Origin of the sequence: Streptomyces sp. NPDC093801, from assembly GCF_040701585.1 — a bacterium.
Classification (GTDB): Bacteria; Actinomycetota; Actinomycetes; order Streptomycetales; family Streptomycetaceae; genus Streptomyces.
Map to the genome: position 1 here is coordinate 156,983 of NZ_JBFBDP010000016.1, position 16,451 is coordinate 173,433.

A 16,451-nucleotide genomic window follows, 5' to 3' on the forward strand; every position below is an offset into this window, starting at 1 on the left:
GCGGCGGATCGGCACGGGCCCAGGACATCGCGTCAGAAAGACGATTAGACTGGGCCCGTGCCTCAACTTCGCCTCGCGCTGAATCAGATCGACTCGCACGTCGGCAACATCGCCGCCAACGCCGACTCGGTCGTGCACTGGACCCGGCACTCCGCCGAGCAGGGCGCCCACCTCGTGGCGTTCCCCGAAATGGTGCTGACCGGGTACCCCGTCGAGGACCTCGCCCTGCGCGGTTCCTTCGTCGACGCCTCCCGCACCGCGCTGGTGGACCTCGCCCGGCGCCTGGCGGACGAGGGCCTCGGCGAGCTCCCCGTCGTCGTCGGCTACCTCGACCGCGCCGAACGGGCCGCCCCCCGCCTCGGCCGCCCGGCCGGCTCCCCGCAGAACGCGGCCGCCGTACTGCACGGCGGCCGGGTCGTCCTGCGCTTCGCCAAGCACCACCTCCCCAACTACGGGGTCTTCGACGAGTTCCGGTACTTCGTGCCGGGCGACACCCAGCCGGTGATCCGGGTGCGCGGCGTCGACGTGGCCCTGGCGATCTGCGAGGACCTCTGGCAGGAGGGCGGCCGCGTCCCCGCCACCCGCTCCGCCGGCGCCGGCCTGCTGGTCTCCGTCAACGCCTCCCCGTACGAGCGCAACAAGGACGACGTACGCCTCGAACTCGTCCGCAAGCGCGCCCAGGAGGCCGGCTGCACGCTGGCCTACCTGGCCATGATCGGCGGCCAGGACGAGCTGGTCTTCGACGGCGACTCGATCGTCGTGGACGCCTCCGGCGAGGTCGTCGTCCGGGCGCCGCAGTTCTCCGAGGGCTGCGTCCTGGTGGACCTGGAGCTGCCGGCCGCGCGGCCCGACGCCCCCGAGGGCGTCGTGGACGACGGCCTGCGCATCGACCGCGTCGTCCTCTCCGAGGAGCCGGTGGAACCGTACGAGCCGGTCGTGACCGGCGGCTACGCCGAGCGCCTCGACGACGACGAGGAGGTCTACGACGCGCTGGTCGTGGGCCTGCGCGCGTACGTGAAGAAGAACGGGTTCCGCTCCGTCCTGATCGGCCTCTCCGGCGGGATCGACTCCGCGCTCGTCGCCGCCCTCGCCTGCGACGCGATCGGCGCCCAGAACGTGTACGGCGTCGCGATGCCCTCGAAGTACTCCTCGGAGCACTCCCGGGGCGACGCCGCCGACCTCGCCGCACGGACCGGCCTGAACTTCCGGACCGTCCCGATCGAGCCGATGTTCGACGCCTACATGGGCGCGCTGGGCCTGACCGGCCTGGCCGAGGAGAACCTCCAGTCCCGGCTGCGCGGCACGCTGCTGATGGCGCTGTCCAACCAGGAGGGGCACATCGTGCTCGCCCCGGGGAACAAGTCGGAGCTGGCCGTGGGCTACTCCACCCTCTACGGGGACTCGGTCGGCGCGTACGGGCCGATCAAGGACGTCTACAAGACGGACGTCTTCCGGCTCGCCCGCTACCGCAACCGGGCGGCGGCCGAGCGGGGCGAGACCCCGCCCATCCCGGAGAACTCGATCGTGAAGCCGCCCAGCGCCGAGCTGCGCCCGGGGCAGGTGGACACGGACTCGCTGCCGGACTACCCGGTGCTGGACGCGGTCCTGGAGCTGTACGTGGACCGCGACCAGGGGCTGGAGGCGATCGTGGCGGCCGGCTTCGACCGCGGGCTGGTGGCGAAGACGATCCGGATGGTCGACACCGCCGAGTACAAGCGCCGCCAGTACCCGCCGGGCACGAAGATCTCCGCGAAGGGCTTCGGGAAGGACCGCCGGCTGCCGATCACGAACGGCTGGCGCGAGCACCCCTAGCACGACGTGCGCAAGGGCCCCGCCGCAGCTGCGGCGGGGCCCTTGCGTCCGCCTGCCCCGCGCTACTTGCGGATCGTGAGGCGCGCCGCGACCGGGAGGTGGTCGCTGCCCGTGCGCGGCAGCGTCCAGGAGGCCTCCGGCTTCACCCCGCGGACCATGATCTGGTCGATGCGGGCCATCGGGAACTGTGCGGGCCAGCTGAAGCCGAAGCCGTTGCCGGCCGCGCCCTGGGTGGAGCGCATCTGCGAGGTGACCTCGGAGAGGGAGCGGTCGTTCATCGTGCCGTTGAGGTCGCCGAGCAGGACGACGTTCTTCAGCGGCTCTGCGGCGAGGGCCGCGCCCAGCGCGTCGGCGCTGTTGTCGCGCTGGTTGGCGGTGAAGCCGGCGTTCAGCTTGACCCGCACCGACGGCAGGTGGGCGACGTAGACGCCGAGGTCGCCGAAGGGGCCGGCGACGGTGGTGCGCATGGCCCGGGTCCAGCCCAGGCGGATGTCCACGGGCTTGCTGGAGGTCAGCGGGTACTTGCTCCACACCCCGACCGTGCCCTCGACCGCGTGGTACTTGTACGTGCCGCCGAGGACTTCCTCGTAGACGGGGACGGCGCCGGCCTTGAGTTCCGTCAGGGCCAGGATGTCGGCCCCCGACTTGGCGACCGACCGGGCGGTGCCGCGCGGGTCGGGGTTGTCGGCGTCGACGTTGTGGGCGGCGACCATCAGGTTGCCGCCGGGGCCCGACTTGTCGTTGACCAGGCCGCCGAAGAGGTTCACCCAGACCGCGGCCGTCAGCAGTATCGCGATCAGGGCGGTGGCGGACCTGCGGACCACCGCGATGACCAGCAGGACCGGCACGAACACGCCCAGCCAGGGCAGGAAGGTCTCGGTGAGGCTGCCGAGGTTGCCGACGTCGTTGGGCAGCTCCGCGTGGAAGACCATGATCCCGGAGATCAGCAGCGCGACGGCGGCGGTGACGACGCCCCGCTTCCAGATGCCGGGGTCGCGGCGCAGTTCGGCCAGTTTCCGGCGCAGTGCGGCCCATCGGCGTCGCAGACCGGATCCGGAGGGATCGGGCTCTGAGCCGCCGTTCCCCGTCTCCGTCAGGTACGCCTGTGCCATGCCATGTCCTCGCTGCCGTGCTCGCGCTCCGTCCCCGCCCCTTGACCCTAGGCGATGTCGGGAGCCTTCCGCGCCGTCCTTCACGGACGTACGACCGGGAGGACGAACGGCCGTGCGGCCGGGGTTCCGCTTGTCACGAAACGCGCACATTGGCTCCCGCGCGCCTCGAGGCGGGCCAGGAGTGTGACGGACCGGTCAGCGTGCCGCGGCTGCGCCACTTCCGTCCGCGGCCGGACGGGTGCCACCATGGTGGGTGAGTCCGGGGACGCCGTGAGGGCGCCTCGAGATGACACAAGGAGCAGTTGCAATGACGCATGCCGTTTCGCCTGCCCGCGAAGCCGCCTCCCCCACCCTGTACGGAGGCACGGGCACCCGGCGGATCACCGTCCGCGACCTCACCCTCGCCAAGGAGCGCGGTGAGAAGTGGCCGATGCTCACCGCCTACGACGCCATGACGGCGTCCGTGTTCGACGAGGCCGGCATCCCGGTCATCCTCGTCGGCGACTCGATGGGCAACTGTCACCTCGGCTACGAGACCACCGTCCCCGTCACGATGGACGAGATGACGCTGCTGTCGGCGGCGGTCGTACGGGGCACCGGCCGGGCCCTGGTCGTGGGCGACCTGCCGTTCGGCTCGTACCAGGAAGGCGCCGTGCAGGCGCTGCGCAGCGCGACCCGGCTGGTGAAGGAGGCCGGGGTCGGGGCGGTCAAGCTGGAGGGCGGCGAGCGCTCCCTGGCCCAGACCGAGCTGATCGTGCAGTCCGGCATCCCGGTCATGTCCCACCTGGGCCTGACCCCGCAGTCCGTGAACGCCATGGGCTACCGGGTGCAGGGCCGCGGCGACGAGGCCGCGCACCAGCTGCTGCGCGACGCGAAGGCGGCGCAGGACGCGGGCGCCTTCGCGGTGGTGCTGGAGCTGGTCCCGGCCGAGCTGGCCGCCGAGGTCACGCGGTCCCTGCACATCCCGACCGTCGGCATCGGGGCGGGCGCGGAGTGCGACGCGCAGGTGCTGGTGTGGACCGACATGATGGGCCTGACCGGCGGGAAGATGCCGCGGTTCGTGAAGCAGTACGCGAACCTGCGCGCGACCATGGGTGACGCGGCGAAGGCCTTCGCCGAGGACGTGGTCGGCGGAACCTTCCCGCAGCCGGAGCACGCCTTCCACTAGGGCTCCGGCCTGCCGGTTCGCCGGCACCGACGGCCTGACGCCGGCCTGACGACGGCCCGCCGACAGCCCGCCACGGGGATGTCGGCGGGCTGTCGGTCCGCTGTCGGGGGTTTGTCAGCGGCGGCTGGTCCCATGGTGGACATGACGCGAACCGACAAGAATCCCCACGCCGTCGAAGTGCGGGGGCTGGTGAAGCACTACGGCGAGACGAAGGCCCTGGACGGGGTCGACCTCTTCGTCCGCGAGGGCACCGTGCTCGGTGTCCTCGGTCCGAACGGCGCGGGCAAGACCACCCTGGTGCGCTGCCTGTCCACCCTGATCGTGCCCGACGCGGGCACGGCGACGGTCGCGGGCTACGACGTGGTCCGCCAGCCGCGGCAGCTGCGCCGCACCATAGGCCTGACCGGCCAGTACGCCTCGGTCGACGAGAAGCTCTCCGGCTGGGAGAACCTCTACATGATCGGCCGGCTGCTGGACCTCTCCCGCAAGGAGGCCCGGTCGCGCGCCGACGAGCTGCTGGAGCGGTTCTCGCTGACCGAGGCGGCGAAGAAGGCCGCGATGCACTACTCCGGCGGCATGCGCCGCCGGCTCGACCTGGCCGCCTCGATGATCGGCCGCCCGGCGGTCCTCTACCTGGACGAGCCGACCACCGGTCTGGACCCCCGCACCCGCAACGAGGTGTGGGACGAGGTGCAGCGGATGGTCGCCGAGGGGGCCACCGTCCTGCTCACCACCCAGTACATGGAGGAGGCCGAGCAGCTCGCGAGCGAGCTGACGGTCATCGACCGCGGCAAGGTCATCGCCAACGGCAAGGTCGACGAGCTGAAGGCGCGCGTCGGCGGCCGCACGCTGCGGATCCGCCCGGTGGCCCCCGCCGACCTGCCGGACATGGCCCGCGCCCTGTCCGAGGCCGGTCTGGACGGGGTGGCCGGCTCCCAGGCCGTGCCGGACGAGGGCGTGCTGCTCGTCCCGATCCTGAGCGACGAGCAGCTGACCGCCGTCGTGGGCCTGCTGGCGGGCCGCGGGTACGCGATCGCCGACCTCGGCACCTACCTGCCCAGCCTGGACGAGGTGTTCCTGTCCATCACCGGGCAGCGGCCCGCCCCGTCCGAGGACTCCGTTCCCACCGAGAAGACCGAGGAGGTCGCGGCATGAGCACCGTCACCACCACCAAGCCCGCGGCCGCCCGGGGCGGCGCGGCGCCGGCCCCGTCGGAGGACGGCCGGATCGGCCTGCGGGGCAACCTGCGGCACATCGGCGCCCTGGTGCGCCGCAACGCCCTCCAGATCAAGCAGGATCCGGAGTCGATGTTCGACGCCGTGTTCATGCCGATCATCTTCACGCTGCTGTTCGTCTTCGTCTTCGGCGGCGCGATGTCCGGCAAGGGCAACCAGGAGCAGTACGTCAACTACCTGGTGCCCGGTCTGATGGCGATGATGGGCATGAACATCGCCATGGGCGTGGGCACGGGCGTCAACGACGACTTCAAGAAGGGCGTGATGGACCGGTTCCGGTCCATGCCGATCGCCCAGTCCTCGGTGCTCATCGCCAAGATCGTGGTCGAGCTCGGCCGGATGATGGTCGCCATCGCGATCCTGCTCGCCGTGGGCTTCATCCTGGGCCTGTCCGTCCACTCGGTGGTGGACCTGCTCCTGGCCATCGGGCTGTCGGCCGTCTTCGGCGCCTCCCTGATGTGGATCTTCATCCTGCTGGGTCTGACGATGAAGACCGCGCAGGCCGTCCAGGGCATGGCGATGCTGGTCCTGATGCCGCTGCAGTTCGGCAGCTCGATCTTCGCCAAGCCGACGACCATGCCGGGCTGGCTGCAGGCCTTCACGGACTACAACCCGCTGTCGAACCTGGCCGACGCGGCGCGCGGCCTGATGAACGGCACGCCGCTGGGCCACTCGGTGTGGATCACCCTGGCCTGGTCGGTGGCCATCACCGCGGTGCTCATGCCGCTCGCGGTGCGCAAGTTCCGCCAGAAGACCTGATCCGACGGCCGGTCCGTTCCGGATCGCGTCCCGGACCGGGCCCCGCACGGAGGCGGGTCAGTAGAGGGCGGCGGCCTCCTCCATCGTGAGGCCGCCGCCTTCGGCGTGCGCGGCCTCGTACGCGGCGTCGCCCAGCACCGCCCGCGCCAGCTCCTCGGCGCGGGCGGCGTCCTCGCGTTCCGCGGTCACCGGGACGTGCCGGGGCGGCACGTGCGCGCGGTAGGCGCCGACCAGCCGCGCCGCGTCGTGCGCCCGGGGCCGGCCGCCGAGCGAGGCGAGGGAGACGGCGGCCGTCACCAGGAACACGGCGGGCAGCTGCGGGGCGACCATCATCGCGAGCGGGTGGCGCGTGGCCGCCCGGGCGTCGCGGATCCGGTCCAGGGCGTCCTCGTACGCGCCCTCCTGGTTGTCCAGCCAGGCCGTCGTGGCGTGCAGGAACACGTCGAAGACGGCGAACGCGCCGAGGGCGAACTCCTCGCGCAGGATCGTGATCTGGGCGCGGGCCTCGGGGATCCGGCCGGTACGGCCGAGGAGGCCGGCGTAGAACATCCGGGCGGCCGGCATGGCCTCGTTGCCGAACCGCTGATCGGTGGCCGTGATCTCGCCGAGGATCTCCTCGGCCTCCTCCAGCCGGCCGCTCTCGACGAGGGAGCCGGCCATCCGCACCCGCAGCACCGTCACCTGGGCCCGGGCGCCGAGCCGTTCGGCGTAGGTGATGGCCTCCAGGTAGTCCTGGCAGGCGAGGTCGTAGGCGCCGCTCTTCTCCCGGGACTCGGCGCGGGCGGACAGCGCCTCGGCGCAGCCCCAGTCGTCGCCGAGGCCGCGGAAGAGGGCGAGGCTCTCGTCGGCGTCGCGGGAGGCGTCGCCGGCCCAGTCGGCGCGGTTGGCGAGGATGTTGGCCCGCAGCTGGAGGGCGGAGGCGAGCTCCCAGTCGTAGCCGAGGGTGCGGGCGGCGGCGACGGTCTCGTCGACGACCCGTTTCAGCAGTCCGGCCTCCCCCGCGATCATGACGGCGTAGATCCACAGCAGACCGGGCGGGCGGCAGGTCTGCGGGAGGCCGGGGCGGTAGGTGGCGAGGACGCCCTCCACCACGGCGCGGGCCTCGGGGTCGTCCCAGGTGGCGGCCGTGTGGTCGCGGGAGGAGAGGCGCACCAGGTACAGGGCCCGCCAGGCCTCGGCGAGGACCTCGCCGGAGTAGGGCGGCGGGGAGTCGAGCAGCCGCTCGTAGACCGGCTCGGCCGGGACGTGGGGCGCCGCGAAGGGGTCGGGGCCGAGCGCGGCGGCGGCGTCGGTCCAGTGCCGGGTCTCGGCGCGCAGGTCCTGCATCTGCCAGTACCAGCACAGGGCGTGGACCAGGCACAGGACCTCGCCGGCGTCGCGGGTGGCGAGGGCCCGGCGCAGGGCGGTGCGCAGGTTCTCGTACTCGGTGTCGAGGCGGTCGGCGGCCGCGCGCTGGCCGTGGCCGCGCAGCAGGGGCTCGGTGGTGCGGGCGAGTTCGCGGTAGTGGACGAGGTGGCGCTGCTCGGTCTCCTCGCGGTCGCGGCCGGCGGCGGCCTCGCCGAGGCGCTCGGCGGCGTACTCGCCGACCGTCTCCAGGAGCCGGTAGCGCATGTCGCCGGCCGGGCCGGGGGCGGCGACGACGAGGGACTTGTCGACGAGGGCCGCCATGACGTCGGCGACGTCGAGCCCGCTGCCGTCGCCGCAGACGGCCTCGGCGGCCTCCAGGTCGCAACCGCCCGCGAAGACGGACAGCCGGCGCAGGACGGCCCGCTCGGCCCCGTCCAGCAGGTCCCAGGACCAGTCGACGACGGCGCGCAGGGTCTGCTGGCGGGGCAGCACGGTCCGCGCGCCGCCGGTGAGCAGCCGGAAGCGGTCGTCGAGCCGGTCGGCGATCTGGCGGGGGGTGAGGAGGCGCAGCCGGGCGGCGGCCAGCTCGATGGCCAGCGGCAGCCCGTCCAGCCGGCGGCAGATCTCGGCGGCGGCCTCCGGGTCGTCGGCGGCCCGGAACCCGGGCCTCGCGGCGGCGCCCCGCTCGTCCAGCAGCCGGAGCGCGACGGGGTCGGGCAGCGGCTCGACGGGGCGCAGGAACTCCCCGGGCACCCCGAGCGGTTCCCGGCTGGTGGCGAGGATCCGCACCCCGGGGCACCGGGTCAGGATCCGCTCGGCGAGCTCGGCGGCGGCCCCGATCACGTGCTCGCAGTTGTCCAGGAGCAGCAGGAGCCGGCGGCGGGAGCAGTAGTCGGCGAGCCGGTCGAGGGGCCTGCCGCCGGTCCGGTCGGTCAGCGCGCGCAGTTCCTCCGCGGCGGCGCCGCGCAGCTTGGTCTCGCGGGCGCCGACGGCGGCGAGGGCGGCCTCGGCGACGTCCTCGGGGTCGTCCACGGGCGCCAGTTCGACGAGCCACGCCCCGTCGGGCCAGTCGCCGTCGGCGTGCGCCTCGGCGGCCTCCTGCGACAGCCGCGTCTTCCCGGCCCCTCCGGGCCCGAGCAGGGTGACGAGCCGGGCCCGTGCGAGATCGTCCCCGATGACCCGGATGTCCTCCTCCCGCCCGACGAAGCTGGTCAGCCGCGCCCGCAGGTTCCCGGGGGCGGGGGCGCCGGGAACCGTCCGGCCTGCCGCGGGCCGGCCGGGGGCGCCGGCGGCCGGCGCCGGGGAGCCGGGGGCGGACCACGGGTGGGCGGGCGCTTCGGCGGCCGGACCGGAAGGCACGCCCCGGGCCGGGTCCCCCGCGGGGTACGGGGGCGCGCCGGGGGCGGCACCGGCCCACGGCCGGGCGGCGGCGTGCCCGTCGGACGCCCGGCCGGCCTGCGCGGGACGCGCGGGATCCCCGGCGGGGTACGGATACGCGCCGGCGGCGGGCGCGGGGCGGGCCGGGGGCGCGGTGGGGTGCGGGGATGCGGGGCGGGGCGCGGACGGTCCGCCCGGGAGGGGGACCGGGGTGCCCGCGAGGAGTTCCGCGTGCAGGGTGCGCAGGGCCGGGCCCGGGTCCGTGCCCAGGCGGGTGGACAGGTCGCGGCGGACCGTCTCGTAGGCGGCCAGGGCCTCCGCCGGGCGGCCCACCGCGCGCAGGGCCCGGATGCGGAGGGCGTGCAGGGGCTCGTCCAGGGGGTGGCGGGCGCACAGTTCGGTGAGCTCCGGCAGGGCCCGTTCCGCCTCGCCCAGGGCGAGGGCCGCGCCCAGGCGGCCCCGGCGGGCGTCCAGCCGTACGGCCTCCCAGCGCACGGCCTCGGCCGCCGGAGCGGGGAGGGAGGCCAGCGCGGGGCCCCGCCACAGCGCGAGCGCCTCGTCGTACAGGGCCGCCGCCCGGGCCGGGTCCGGATCGGCCGCGGCGGCGCGCACGAGCCGGTCGAAGCGGTACAGGTCGACGTCGTCCCGTTCCGCGTCCAGCCGGTAGCCGCCCTCCGCCGAGCGGACGGCCTCGTGCCCCAGGGTCCGCCGCAGCCGGGCCACGAGCGCCTGGAGCGCGGCGACGGCCTCGGCCGGCGGGTCGGCGTCCCACACCTCGGCGACCAGCAGCGCGGCGGGCACGCTCCGGCCCGGCCGCAGCGCGAGCGCGGTCAGCAGCGCGCGCAGGCGCGCTCCGCCGACGGCGACGGGGGTCCCGTCGTCGCGGATGGCCTGGGCGGTGCCGAGAATCGCGTAGCGCACCGGCCCATTGTCCCCGGCCCCCGCCCCCCGCCGGCGCGCGAGCCCGGGATAGGTTTCGCCGCATGGTTCACCAGGGCGGCCGCGGCGAGCGGCGTATCAGTTCCGTTTTCCTCGGCATCGTCGCCGTCATGGCGGTCACGGGCTGGGCGGTGTGGACGGGATACGCGTCGAGCCCGGGGCTGGCCGTGTTCCTCTTCGTCACCTCGGCCTGGGTGGTCTCGCTGTGCCTGCACGAGTACGCGCACGCCCGTACCGCCCTGCACGGCGGCGACTTCACCGTCGGCGCCAAGGGCTACCTCACGCTGAACCCGCTGAAGTACACGCACGCGCTGCTCAGCATCGTGCTGCCGGTGGTGTTCGTGATCCTGGGCGGGCTGGGCCTGCCCGGCGGGGCCGTGTACATCGAGCGCGACCGGATCCGGGGCCGGTGGCAGCACAGCCTCGTCTCGGCGGCGGGTCCGCTGACGAACGTGGCCTTCGCCGTCATCTGCACGGCCCCGTTCTGGCTGGACGCCCTCGACGGGGTGCCCCTGCCGTTCCGCTTCGCCCTGGCCTTCCTGGCGCTGCTCCAGGTCTCGGCGGCGATCCTGAACTTCCTGCCGGTCCCGGGCCTGGACGGCTACGGGATCATCGAGCCCTGGCTGTCCCACCGGGCCCGCCGCGAGCTGGCGCCGCTGGCGCCGTTCGCGCTGATCGGGGTGTTCGCGCTGCTGTGGATCCCGGAGGTCAACGAGGTCTTCTTCGACGCGGTGCGGGGCGTCCTGCGCGCGCTCGGCGTCTCGGACCTGGAGACGTACTGCGGCCACGACCTGTACCGCTTCTGGGAGGACCAGGACGCCTTCTGCGCCGGCCCGGCCGACTGACCGGCCGGCCGGCGGCCTAGGCGGCGCTGCGCTGCTTCTCCGCCTTGGCCTTGCGGAAGTAGAACCAGGCCATGTTGGACGTCACGCCGGCCAGCAGCACCCACACGATCCCGAGGAAGCTGCCCTCCACGAAGGCGACCACGGCGGCGGCCACGGCAAGGACGCAGACGACAACGGCGAACACGGCAAGGCGGGGCATCCGGAACAGCTCCTCGGCAACACGGGACGGGGTCGAGCCCCTCCAGTGTCCCCCATCCCTCCCGGGCCCCGCGTCCGCGGCGCGGGGTCCGGGGCGGGGTCCGGGGGCGGGGGGGCTCAGACGTCCGTGAGGCGCAGGCCGGCGTGGGCCTTGTAGCGGCGGTTCGTGGAGATGAGGTTCGCGACCATCGCCTCCACCTGGTGGGCGTTGCGCAGGCGGCCCGCGAACACCCCGCGCATGCCGGGGATGCGGGCCGCGAGGGCCTGGACGAGGTCGGTGTCGGCGCGGGACTCGCCGAGGACCATGACGTCGGTGTCGATCTCCTCGACCGAGGTGTCCTGGAGGAGGACCGCGGAGAGGTGGTGGAAGGCCGCGGTGACCCGGGAGCCGGGGAGCAGGGCGGCGGCCTGCTGCGCGGCGCTGCCCTCCTCGACCCGGAGGGCGTACGCGCCCTGCTTGTCGAAGCCCAGCGGGTTGACGCAGTCCACGACGAGCTTGCCCGCGAGGTCCTCGCGCAGGGCCTCCAGGGTCTTGGCGTGGCCCTCCCACGGCACCGCGATGATGACGACGTCGCTGCGGCGGGCGCATTCGGCGTTGTCGGCGCCCTCGACGCCGAGGCCCAGTTCCCGCGCGGCGGTCTCGGCGCGGTCGGCGGCGCGGGAGCCGATGATCACCTTCTGGCCCGCCCGTGCGAGCCGGTAGGCGAGGCCGCGGCCCTGGTCTCCGGTGCCGCCGAGGACGCCGACGACCAGGCCGGAGACGTCGGGGAGGTCCCAGGGGTCCTTGGCCGGCGGCTTCTGCGTGCTGTCTGAGGAAGTCATGGGGGCGAGCGTACTGCCGGGTACGCCGGGGTCGAAGGGGTGGGAGAGGTGGCGAAGTGCTCCCCGGCGCCGGGCGGGTGCGGCAGGATGCGGGCCATGGATGCCGTGAGGGTGGCTCTGTTGCGCGAGGTGCTCGCGGGGACGCCGTGGCCGGGTGAGGCGCGGAGGTTCGCCGGGACGCTGCGGCGGGCGGTGGTGCCGGCCGGCGGGGGCCTGCTGCTGGTGGGGACGGAGCAGTACGAGCCCTGGCACCTGGCGGCGCACCTGGTGGACGAGGCCGCGTGGTCGGGGCGGCCGGAGCTGGCGCCGACGCTGGTGCGGCACCGGGTGCCGCCGGACGGGCCGCCGCACCTGTCGGTCGGGCTGGGCCGGCTGGAGGCGGCGCGGCGCGGGCACACCCTGCTGGTGGTGGCTCCGCAGCGGCCGGGCGGGGGGCTGCTGGAGCGGGTCCACGACGCCCGGCGCGCCGGGGCGACCGTACTGTCGCTGGACGGCGGGGACCCGGATCTGGGCGCCCTCGCCCACGACGCGCTGTCGGTGCCGGCCGAGGACTGCGCCCCGGACCTGGACACCGTGCAGCACCTGGTCGGCGCGGCCGCCGGGGAGAACGGCCTGCCGCTGCGGCGGGGTGGCGGCACGGGCCGGCCTCGGCTGCGGGACCGGCTGGCGCGGCTGGCCGATCACCTCACCGCGCCGCCGCCCAGCGGCTGGTAGGGCGACCGCTCAGGGGGCCGCCGTGCCCGTGCCGTCCCCCTCCTCCTCACGGGTCCTGTCGTTCCACTTGGGGTCGTTCTGCCATTCGAGGTTGCGCTCCTGCGCCGTCTCCATGGCGTGGGCCGCCTCCTCCCGGGTCGTGTACGGGCCGAAGCGGTCCTTGGCGGGGCACTCCGGGCCCTCCTCGACCTTCTTGTGGACCAGGCAGTAGTACCACTCGCCCGGTTTGCCCACCTGACGCTTCTTGAACAGGGCCATCGTCCCCAGGCTCCTCTCGGTCCCTCTCGGTCCTCTTTACAGCGCCATGCTGCCCCACGCCCGCTGGATACACTCGCTTGCATGTCTGGCCAGTCGCTGCTCGTACCAGGCGAGCTCTCTCCCGCCCGTTCCGTTCCCGGAAACATCCGCCGGCCCGAGTACGTGGGCAAGCCCGGCCCCAAGCCGTACACCGGCCCCGAGGTGCAGTCCGCCGAGACCGTCGAGGCCATGCGCCTCGCGGGCCGCATCGCCGCGCAGGCGATGGAGGAGGCCGCGAAGCACATCGCGCCGGGGGTGACCACGGACGAGCTGGACCGCGTCGCGCACGAGTACATGTGCGACCACGGCGCCTACCCGTCGACGCTCGGCTACCGGGGCTTCCCGAAGTCCCTGTGCTCCTCGCTCAACGAGGTCATCTGCCACGGCATCCCCGACTCGACCGTCCTGCGCGACGGCGACATCGTGAACCTCGACGTGACCGCGTACATCGGCGGGGTGCACGGCGACAACAACGCCACCTACCTGTGCGGCGACGTGGACGAGGAGTCGCGGCTGCTGGTGGAGCGCACCCGCGAGGCCCTGAACCGGGCGATCAAGGCGGTCAGGCCCGGCCGCCAGATCAACGTCATCGGCCGGGTCATCGAGTCCTACGCGAAGCGGTTCGGCTACGGCGTGGTCCGGGACTTCACCGGGCACGGCATCAACTCGTCCTTCCACTCCGGCCTGATCATCCCGCACTACGACAGCCCGCACGCCACCACGGTGATGGAGCCGGGCATGACGTTCACGATCGAGCCGATGCTGACGCTGGGCACGCACGAGTACGACATGTGGGACGACGGCTGGACGGTCGTCACGAAGGACCGCAAGCGGACCGCGCAGTTCGAGCACACCCTGGTGGTGACGGACACGGGGGCGGACATCCTGACGCTGCCGTAGCCGCGGCCGCGGGCGGCGGGGGATTTTTTACCGACAGCATGTCGGGAACACATTGACTTAGGTATGCCTAAGCAGGAGGATCGGGCGTGGCGGCGGTGTCGCCGCGCCCGATCCCCCTTCCCGGAGGTCCGCTTTGGACGCCTTCTCCACGGCCATCCGCCTCGCCTCGCACGAGCAGCACACCGAAGCCGAGACCTCCGCGTTCATGGGCGACCTGCTCGGCGGGCGGCTCGGCGTGGACGCCTACACGCGCTACACCGAGCAGCTGTGGTTCGTGTACCGGGCGCTGGAGGACGCCGCCGACGCGCTGCGCGACGACCCGGTCGCGGGGCCGTTCATCCGGCCCGAGCTGATGCGCGTGGCGGAGATCGAGCGCGACCTGGCGCACCTGATCGGCCCGGACTGGCGGGAGGGCGTGACGGCACTGCCCGCGACGGAGGCCTACGCGGCTCGGGTGGCGGAGTGCGCGGCGCGCTGGCCCGGCGGGTACGTCGCCCACCACTACACCCGCTACCTGGGCGACCTCTCCGGCGGCCAGATCATCCGGGACCGGGCGGAGCGCGCCTGGGGCTTCGAGCGCAAGGGCGACGGGGTGCGGTTCTACGTCTTCGCGGACATCGCCAACCCGGCCGCGTTCAAGCGGGTGTACCGGGAGCTGCTGGACGCGATCGCGGCCGACGACCTGGAGAAGCAGCGGATCATCGACGAGTGCAAGCGGGCCTTCGACCACAACGGGGCCGTCTTCCGGGAGCTGGGCGAGGAGTTCCGGCTCAGCGCGTAGGCCCGGGCGGCGCGCGGGGAGGGGGCGCGGGGCGTCCGCTCCCCCTCCCGGTGCGTCACGAGGCGAAGCGGACCCGTCCGCCGAGCTCCACCGTGCCGTCCGGGCCCGGGGCCGTGAGGATCTGGGAGCCGGCGCCCTGGGTGATGTTCAGGGCGCGGTTCAGTTCGGCGGTGAGCAGGATCGCCGCCGAACCGGTGGCCTCGTCCTCGGCGACGACCCCGTCGGGGCGGCGCGGGAAGCCCCGGGCGCGGATCCGGCCGGCGGGCTCGTCCTCCCAGGCCCAGGCGTAGAGCCAGCCCTCGCCGGGCGGCGGGGTGGGCAGGGCCTCGACCTCGGCGGCGCTGGCGTACTGCCGGGTGCGCTTGCCGGTGACCCACTCGGGGCGGGCCGTGATCCAGGTGAACTCCCCGTCGCCGCGGGCCCACACGGATCCGACGGGCGGCTGGAGCTCCTCGATGTCGAGCAGCCAGGCGAGTCCGACCAGCGGGTGCCCGGCGAAGGACATGCGCGTGCCGGGGGTGCGGATGTCGACGACGCCGCGCTCGGGGTCGTCGACGAACACCGTCTCGCTGTAGCCCAGTTCGGCGGCGAGGGCCTGCCGGGCCGCGTCGTCCGGGACGGTGCGGCCGTCGCGGACGACTCCGAGCAGGTTGCCGTACCGGCCGTCACCCGCGCAGAACACCTTGATCACGTCGAGATCGTTCACGTCGGCATTCAAGCACGGCGCGGGACGGGCTCTCCCGCTGCGGCGGAGCCGGGGCAAAACCGGACGGTAACCCCGTTCCTGCACGGCACGCGAACGGGGACTTGACTCCCGCTTGACCTTCGCTTGAACCGTCCATGGAGGGGCCGTGACGGCCCCGTGTCCGGGGCCGGAAGGTGAGAGCTGAATCACTGGACGAGCGGGCATCGGTCAGGTAAGCCTCGGTTAAGTTAGGTCCGCCTCACCAGGCTGCCCCACGCCTTCACCCTCGCCAGGAGCCCCCATGCGCCCCGCCCGCCTCACCGTCCTCACCGCGGCCGCAGCCGTCGCCGTGCTCACCGCCGTCACCGGCTGTGCGGAGAAGGGCGACAAGGGCGGATCGGACGCGATCCACGTGAACGCGACCGACAGCGCCTGCGAGGTCTCGAAGACGGACTTCCCGGCGGGCAAGGTCTCCATCGAGGTCGAGAACAAGGGCTCCAAGGTCACCGAGCTGTACGTGCTCTTCCCGGACGACCGCATCGTCGCCGAGCGCGAGAACATCGGCCCCGGCACCAAGGCCACCATCACCGCCGAGATCAAGGCGGGCGACTACCTCTTCACCTGCAAGCCCGGCATGAAGGGCGACGGCATCCGCACCAAGGTCAAGGCCACCGGCAAGGGGGGCGCCGAGAAGCGCAGCCCCGAGCTGGACGCCGCCGTGGCCGCGTACCGCAAGTACGTCCAGGAGCAGGCCGACGAGACCCTGCCGAAGGCCCAGGCCTTCGCCGACGCCGTCAAGGCCGGGGACCTGGAGGCCGCGAAGAAGGCCTACGCCCCCTCCCGCCTGGGCTGGGAGCGCACCGAGCCGGTCGCCGAGTCCTTCGGCGACATCGACCCGAAGGTCGACGTCCGCGAGGACGGCCTGGAGGCCGGCCAGGACCCGGCGAAGGACTGGACCGGCTGGCACCGCCTGGAGAAGGCCCTCTTCCAGGACAACAAGATCGGCGACGACGAGAAGAAGCTCGCCGACACCCTGATCACCGACCTCACCGCCTGGCAGAAGAAGGTCGGCGAGGCGGAGATCACCCCCACCTCCATGGCCAACGGCGCCAAGGAGCTCCTCGACGAGGTCGCCACCGGCAAGGTGACCGGCGAGGAGGAGCGCTACAGCCACACCGACCTGGTCGACTTCAAGGCCAACGTCGAGGGCGCCGAGAAGTCCTACGAGCTCCTCAAGGCCGTCACCGCGAAGAACGACCCGGAGCTCGCCAAGCAGCTGGACACCCAGTTCGCCGCGCTGAACACCCTCCTGGACAAGTACCGGGCGGACAAGAACGGCTACGAGTTCACCTCGTACGACAAGGTCGGCGAGACCGAGCGCAAGGAGCTCTCGGACGGCGTCAGCGCCCTGGCCGAGCCGCTCTCGAAGCTGGCCGCCGCGGTCGCCAAGTAGTCCACAG

At 73.5% G+C, this 16,451-nt stretch carries 15 protein-coding genes; 9 read left to right on the forward strand and 6 right to left on the reverse strand.

Translation table 11 applies throughout. The features are described 5' to 3' along the window. Window positions 1-57: 57 nt before the first annotated feature. Window positions 58-1,812, forward strand: a complete 1,755-nt coding sequence (locus AB0469_RS20335) for an NAD+ synthase (protein WP_366452789.1) — start codon at window positions 58-60, stop codon at window positions 1,810-1,812. A gap of 62 nt (window positions 1,813-1,874) precedes the next feature. On the opposite strand, the gene AB0469_RS20340 is transcribed toward AB0469_RS20335, so the two are convergent. Beyond that, on the reverse strand, window positions 1,875-2,924 hold the full coding sequence (locus AB0469_RS20340) for an endonuclease/exonuclease/phosphatase family protein (protein ID WP_366452790.1): 1,050 nt from the start codon (window positions 2,922-2,924) through the stop codon (window positions 1,875-1,877). Between the two features lie 307 nt (window positions 2,925-3,231). On the opposite strand from AB0469_RS20340, the gene panB reads away from it, so the two are divergent. From panB to AB0469_RS20355, 3 genes are all read left to right on the forward strand, one after another. Beyond that, window positions 3,232-4,092: a 3-methyl-2-oxobutanoate hydroxymethyltransferase gene (panB, locus tag AB0469_RS20345; protein ID WP_042812994.1), complete on the forward strand. Its 861-nt coding sequence runs from the start codon at window positions 3,232-3,234 to the stop codon at window positions 4,090-4,092. Window positions 4,093-4,224: 132 nt separating this feature from the next. Then, the gene (locus AB0469_RS20350; protein ID WP_366452791.1) at window positions 4,225-5,247 is read left to right on the forward strand and encodes an ATP-binding cassette domain-containing protein; all 1,023 of its coding nucleotides are present in this window, start codon (window positions 4,225-4,227) and stop codon (window positions 5,245-5,247) included. Further along, on the forward strand, window positions 5,244-6,086 hold the full coding sequence (locus tag AB0469_RS20355; protein WP_366452792.1) for an ABC transporter permease: 843 nt from the start codon (window positions 5,244-5,246) through the stop codon (window positions 6,084-6,086). Before AB0469_RS20350 ends, AB0469_RS20355 begins: the two co-directional genes overlap by 4 nt. 57 nt (window positions 6,087-6,143) lie before the next feature. Here the strand turns inward: AB0469_RS20355 and AB0469_RS20360 are convergent, their stop codons facing one another. Beyond that, window positions 6,144-9,731, reverse strand: coding sequence for a BTAD domain-containing putative transcriptional regulator (locus AB0469_RS20360; RefSeq protein ID WP_366452793.1), 3,588 nt, complete (start codon window positions 9,729-9,731; stop codon window positions 6,144-6,146). 62 nt (window positions 9,732-9,793) lie between these two features. Here AB0469_RS20360 and AB0469_RS20365 point away from each other — a divergent pair, with 62 nt between their 5' ends. Then, on the forward strand, window positions 9,794-10,594 hold the full coding sequence (locus AB0469_RS20365) for a site-2 protease family protein (protein ID WP_366452794.1): 801 nt from the start codon (window positions 9,794-9,796) through the stop codon (window positions 10,592-10,594). A 16-nt stretch (window positions 10,595-10,610) separates the two neighbouring features. Here AB0469_RS20365 and AB0469_RS20370 read toward each other — a convergent pair whose 3' ends face one another. Beyond that, complete coding sequence (locus AB0469_RS20370; RefSeq protein ID WP_366452795.1) at window positions 10,611-10,793, reverse strand: hypothetical protein; 183 nt, start codon at window positions 10,791-10,793, stop codon at window positions 10,611-10,613. 116 nt (window positions 10,794-10,909) lie between these two features. Beyond that, entirely contained in the window at window positions 10,910-11,614 is a 705-nt protein-coding gene (gene npdG / locus AB0469_RS20375; protein ID WP_366452796.1) for an NADPH-dependent F420 reductase, read from the reverse strand. 96 nt (window positions 11,615-11,710) lie between these two features. Between npdG and AB0469_RS20380 the strand changes: the two genes are divergently transcribed. Then, entirely contained in the window at window positions 11,711-12,328 is a 618-nt protein-coding gene (locus AB0469_RS20380) for a hypothetical protein (RefSeq protein WP_366452797.1), read from the forward strand. 9 nt (window positions 12,329-12,337) lie between these two features. Here AB0469_RS20380 and AB0469_RS20385 read toward each other — a convergent pair whose 3' ends face one another. Next, window positions 12,338-12,586, reverse strand: a complete 249-nt coding sequence (locus AB0469_RS20385) for a hypothetical protein (RefSeq protein ID WP_366452798.1) — start codon at window positions 12,584-12,586, stop codon at window positions 12,338-12,340. 81 nt (window positions 12,587-12,667) lie between these two features. Here AB0469_RS20385 and map point away from each other — a divergent pair, with 81 nt between their 5' ends. Both map and AB0469_RS20395 read left to right on the forward strand, forming a co-directional pair. Next, entirely contained in the window at window positions 12,668-13,525 is an 858-nt protein-coding gene (map, locus tag AB0469_RS20390) for a type I methionyl aminopeptidase (RefSeq protein ID WP_366452799.1), read from the forward strand. A gap of 133 nt (window positions 13,526-13,658) precedes the next feature. After that, on the forward strand, window positions 13,659-14,306 hold the full coding sequence (locus AB0469_RS20395) for a biliverdin-producing heme oxygenase (protein ID WP_366452800.1): 648 nt from the start codon (window positions 13,659-13,661) through the stop codon (window positions 14,304-14,306). A 55-nt stretch (window positions 14,307-14,361) separates the two neighbouring features. Here AB0469_RS20395 and AB0469_RS20400 read toward each other — a convergent pair whose 3' ends face one another. Then, window positions 14,362-15,012, reverse strand: coding sequence for a PhzF family phenazine biosynthesis protein (locus AB0469_RS20400; RefSeq protein WP_366452801.1), 651 nt, complete (start codon window positions 15,010-15,012; stop codon window positions 14,362-14,364). A gap of 280 nt (window positions 15,013-15,292) precedes the next feature. On the opposite strand from AB0469_RS20400, the gene efeO reads away from it, so the two are divergent. Further along, entirely contained in the window at window positions 15,293-16,444 is a 1,152-nt protein-coding gene (gene efeO / locus AB0469_RS20405; protein ID WP_366452802.1) for an iron uptake system protein EfeO, read from the forward strand. Window positions 16,445-16,451 lie beyond the last annotated feature (7 nt).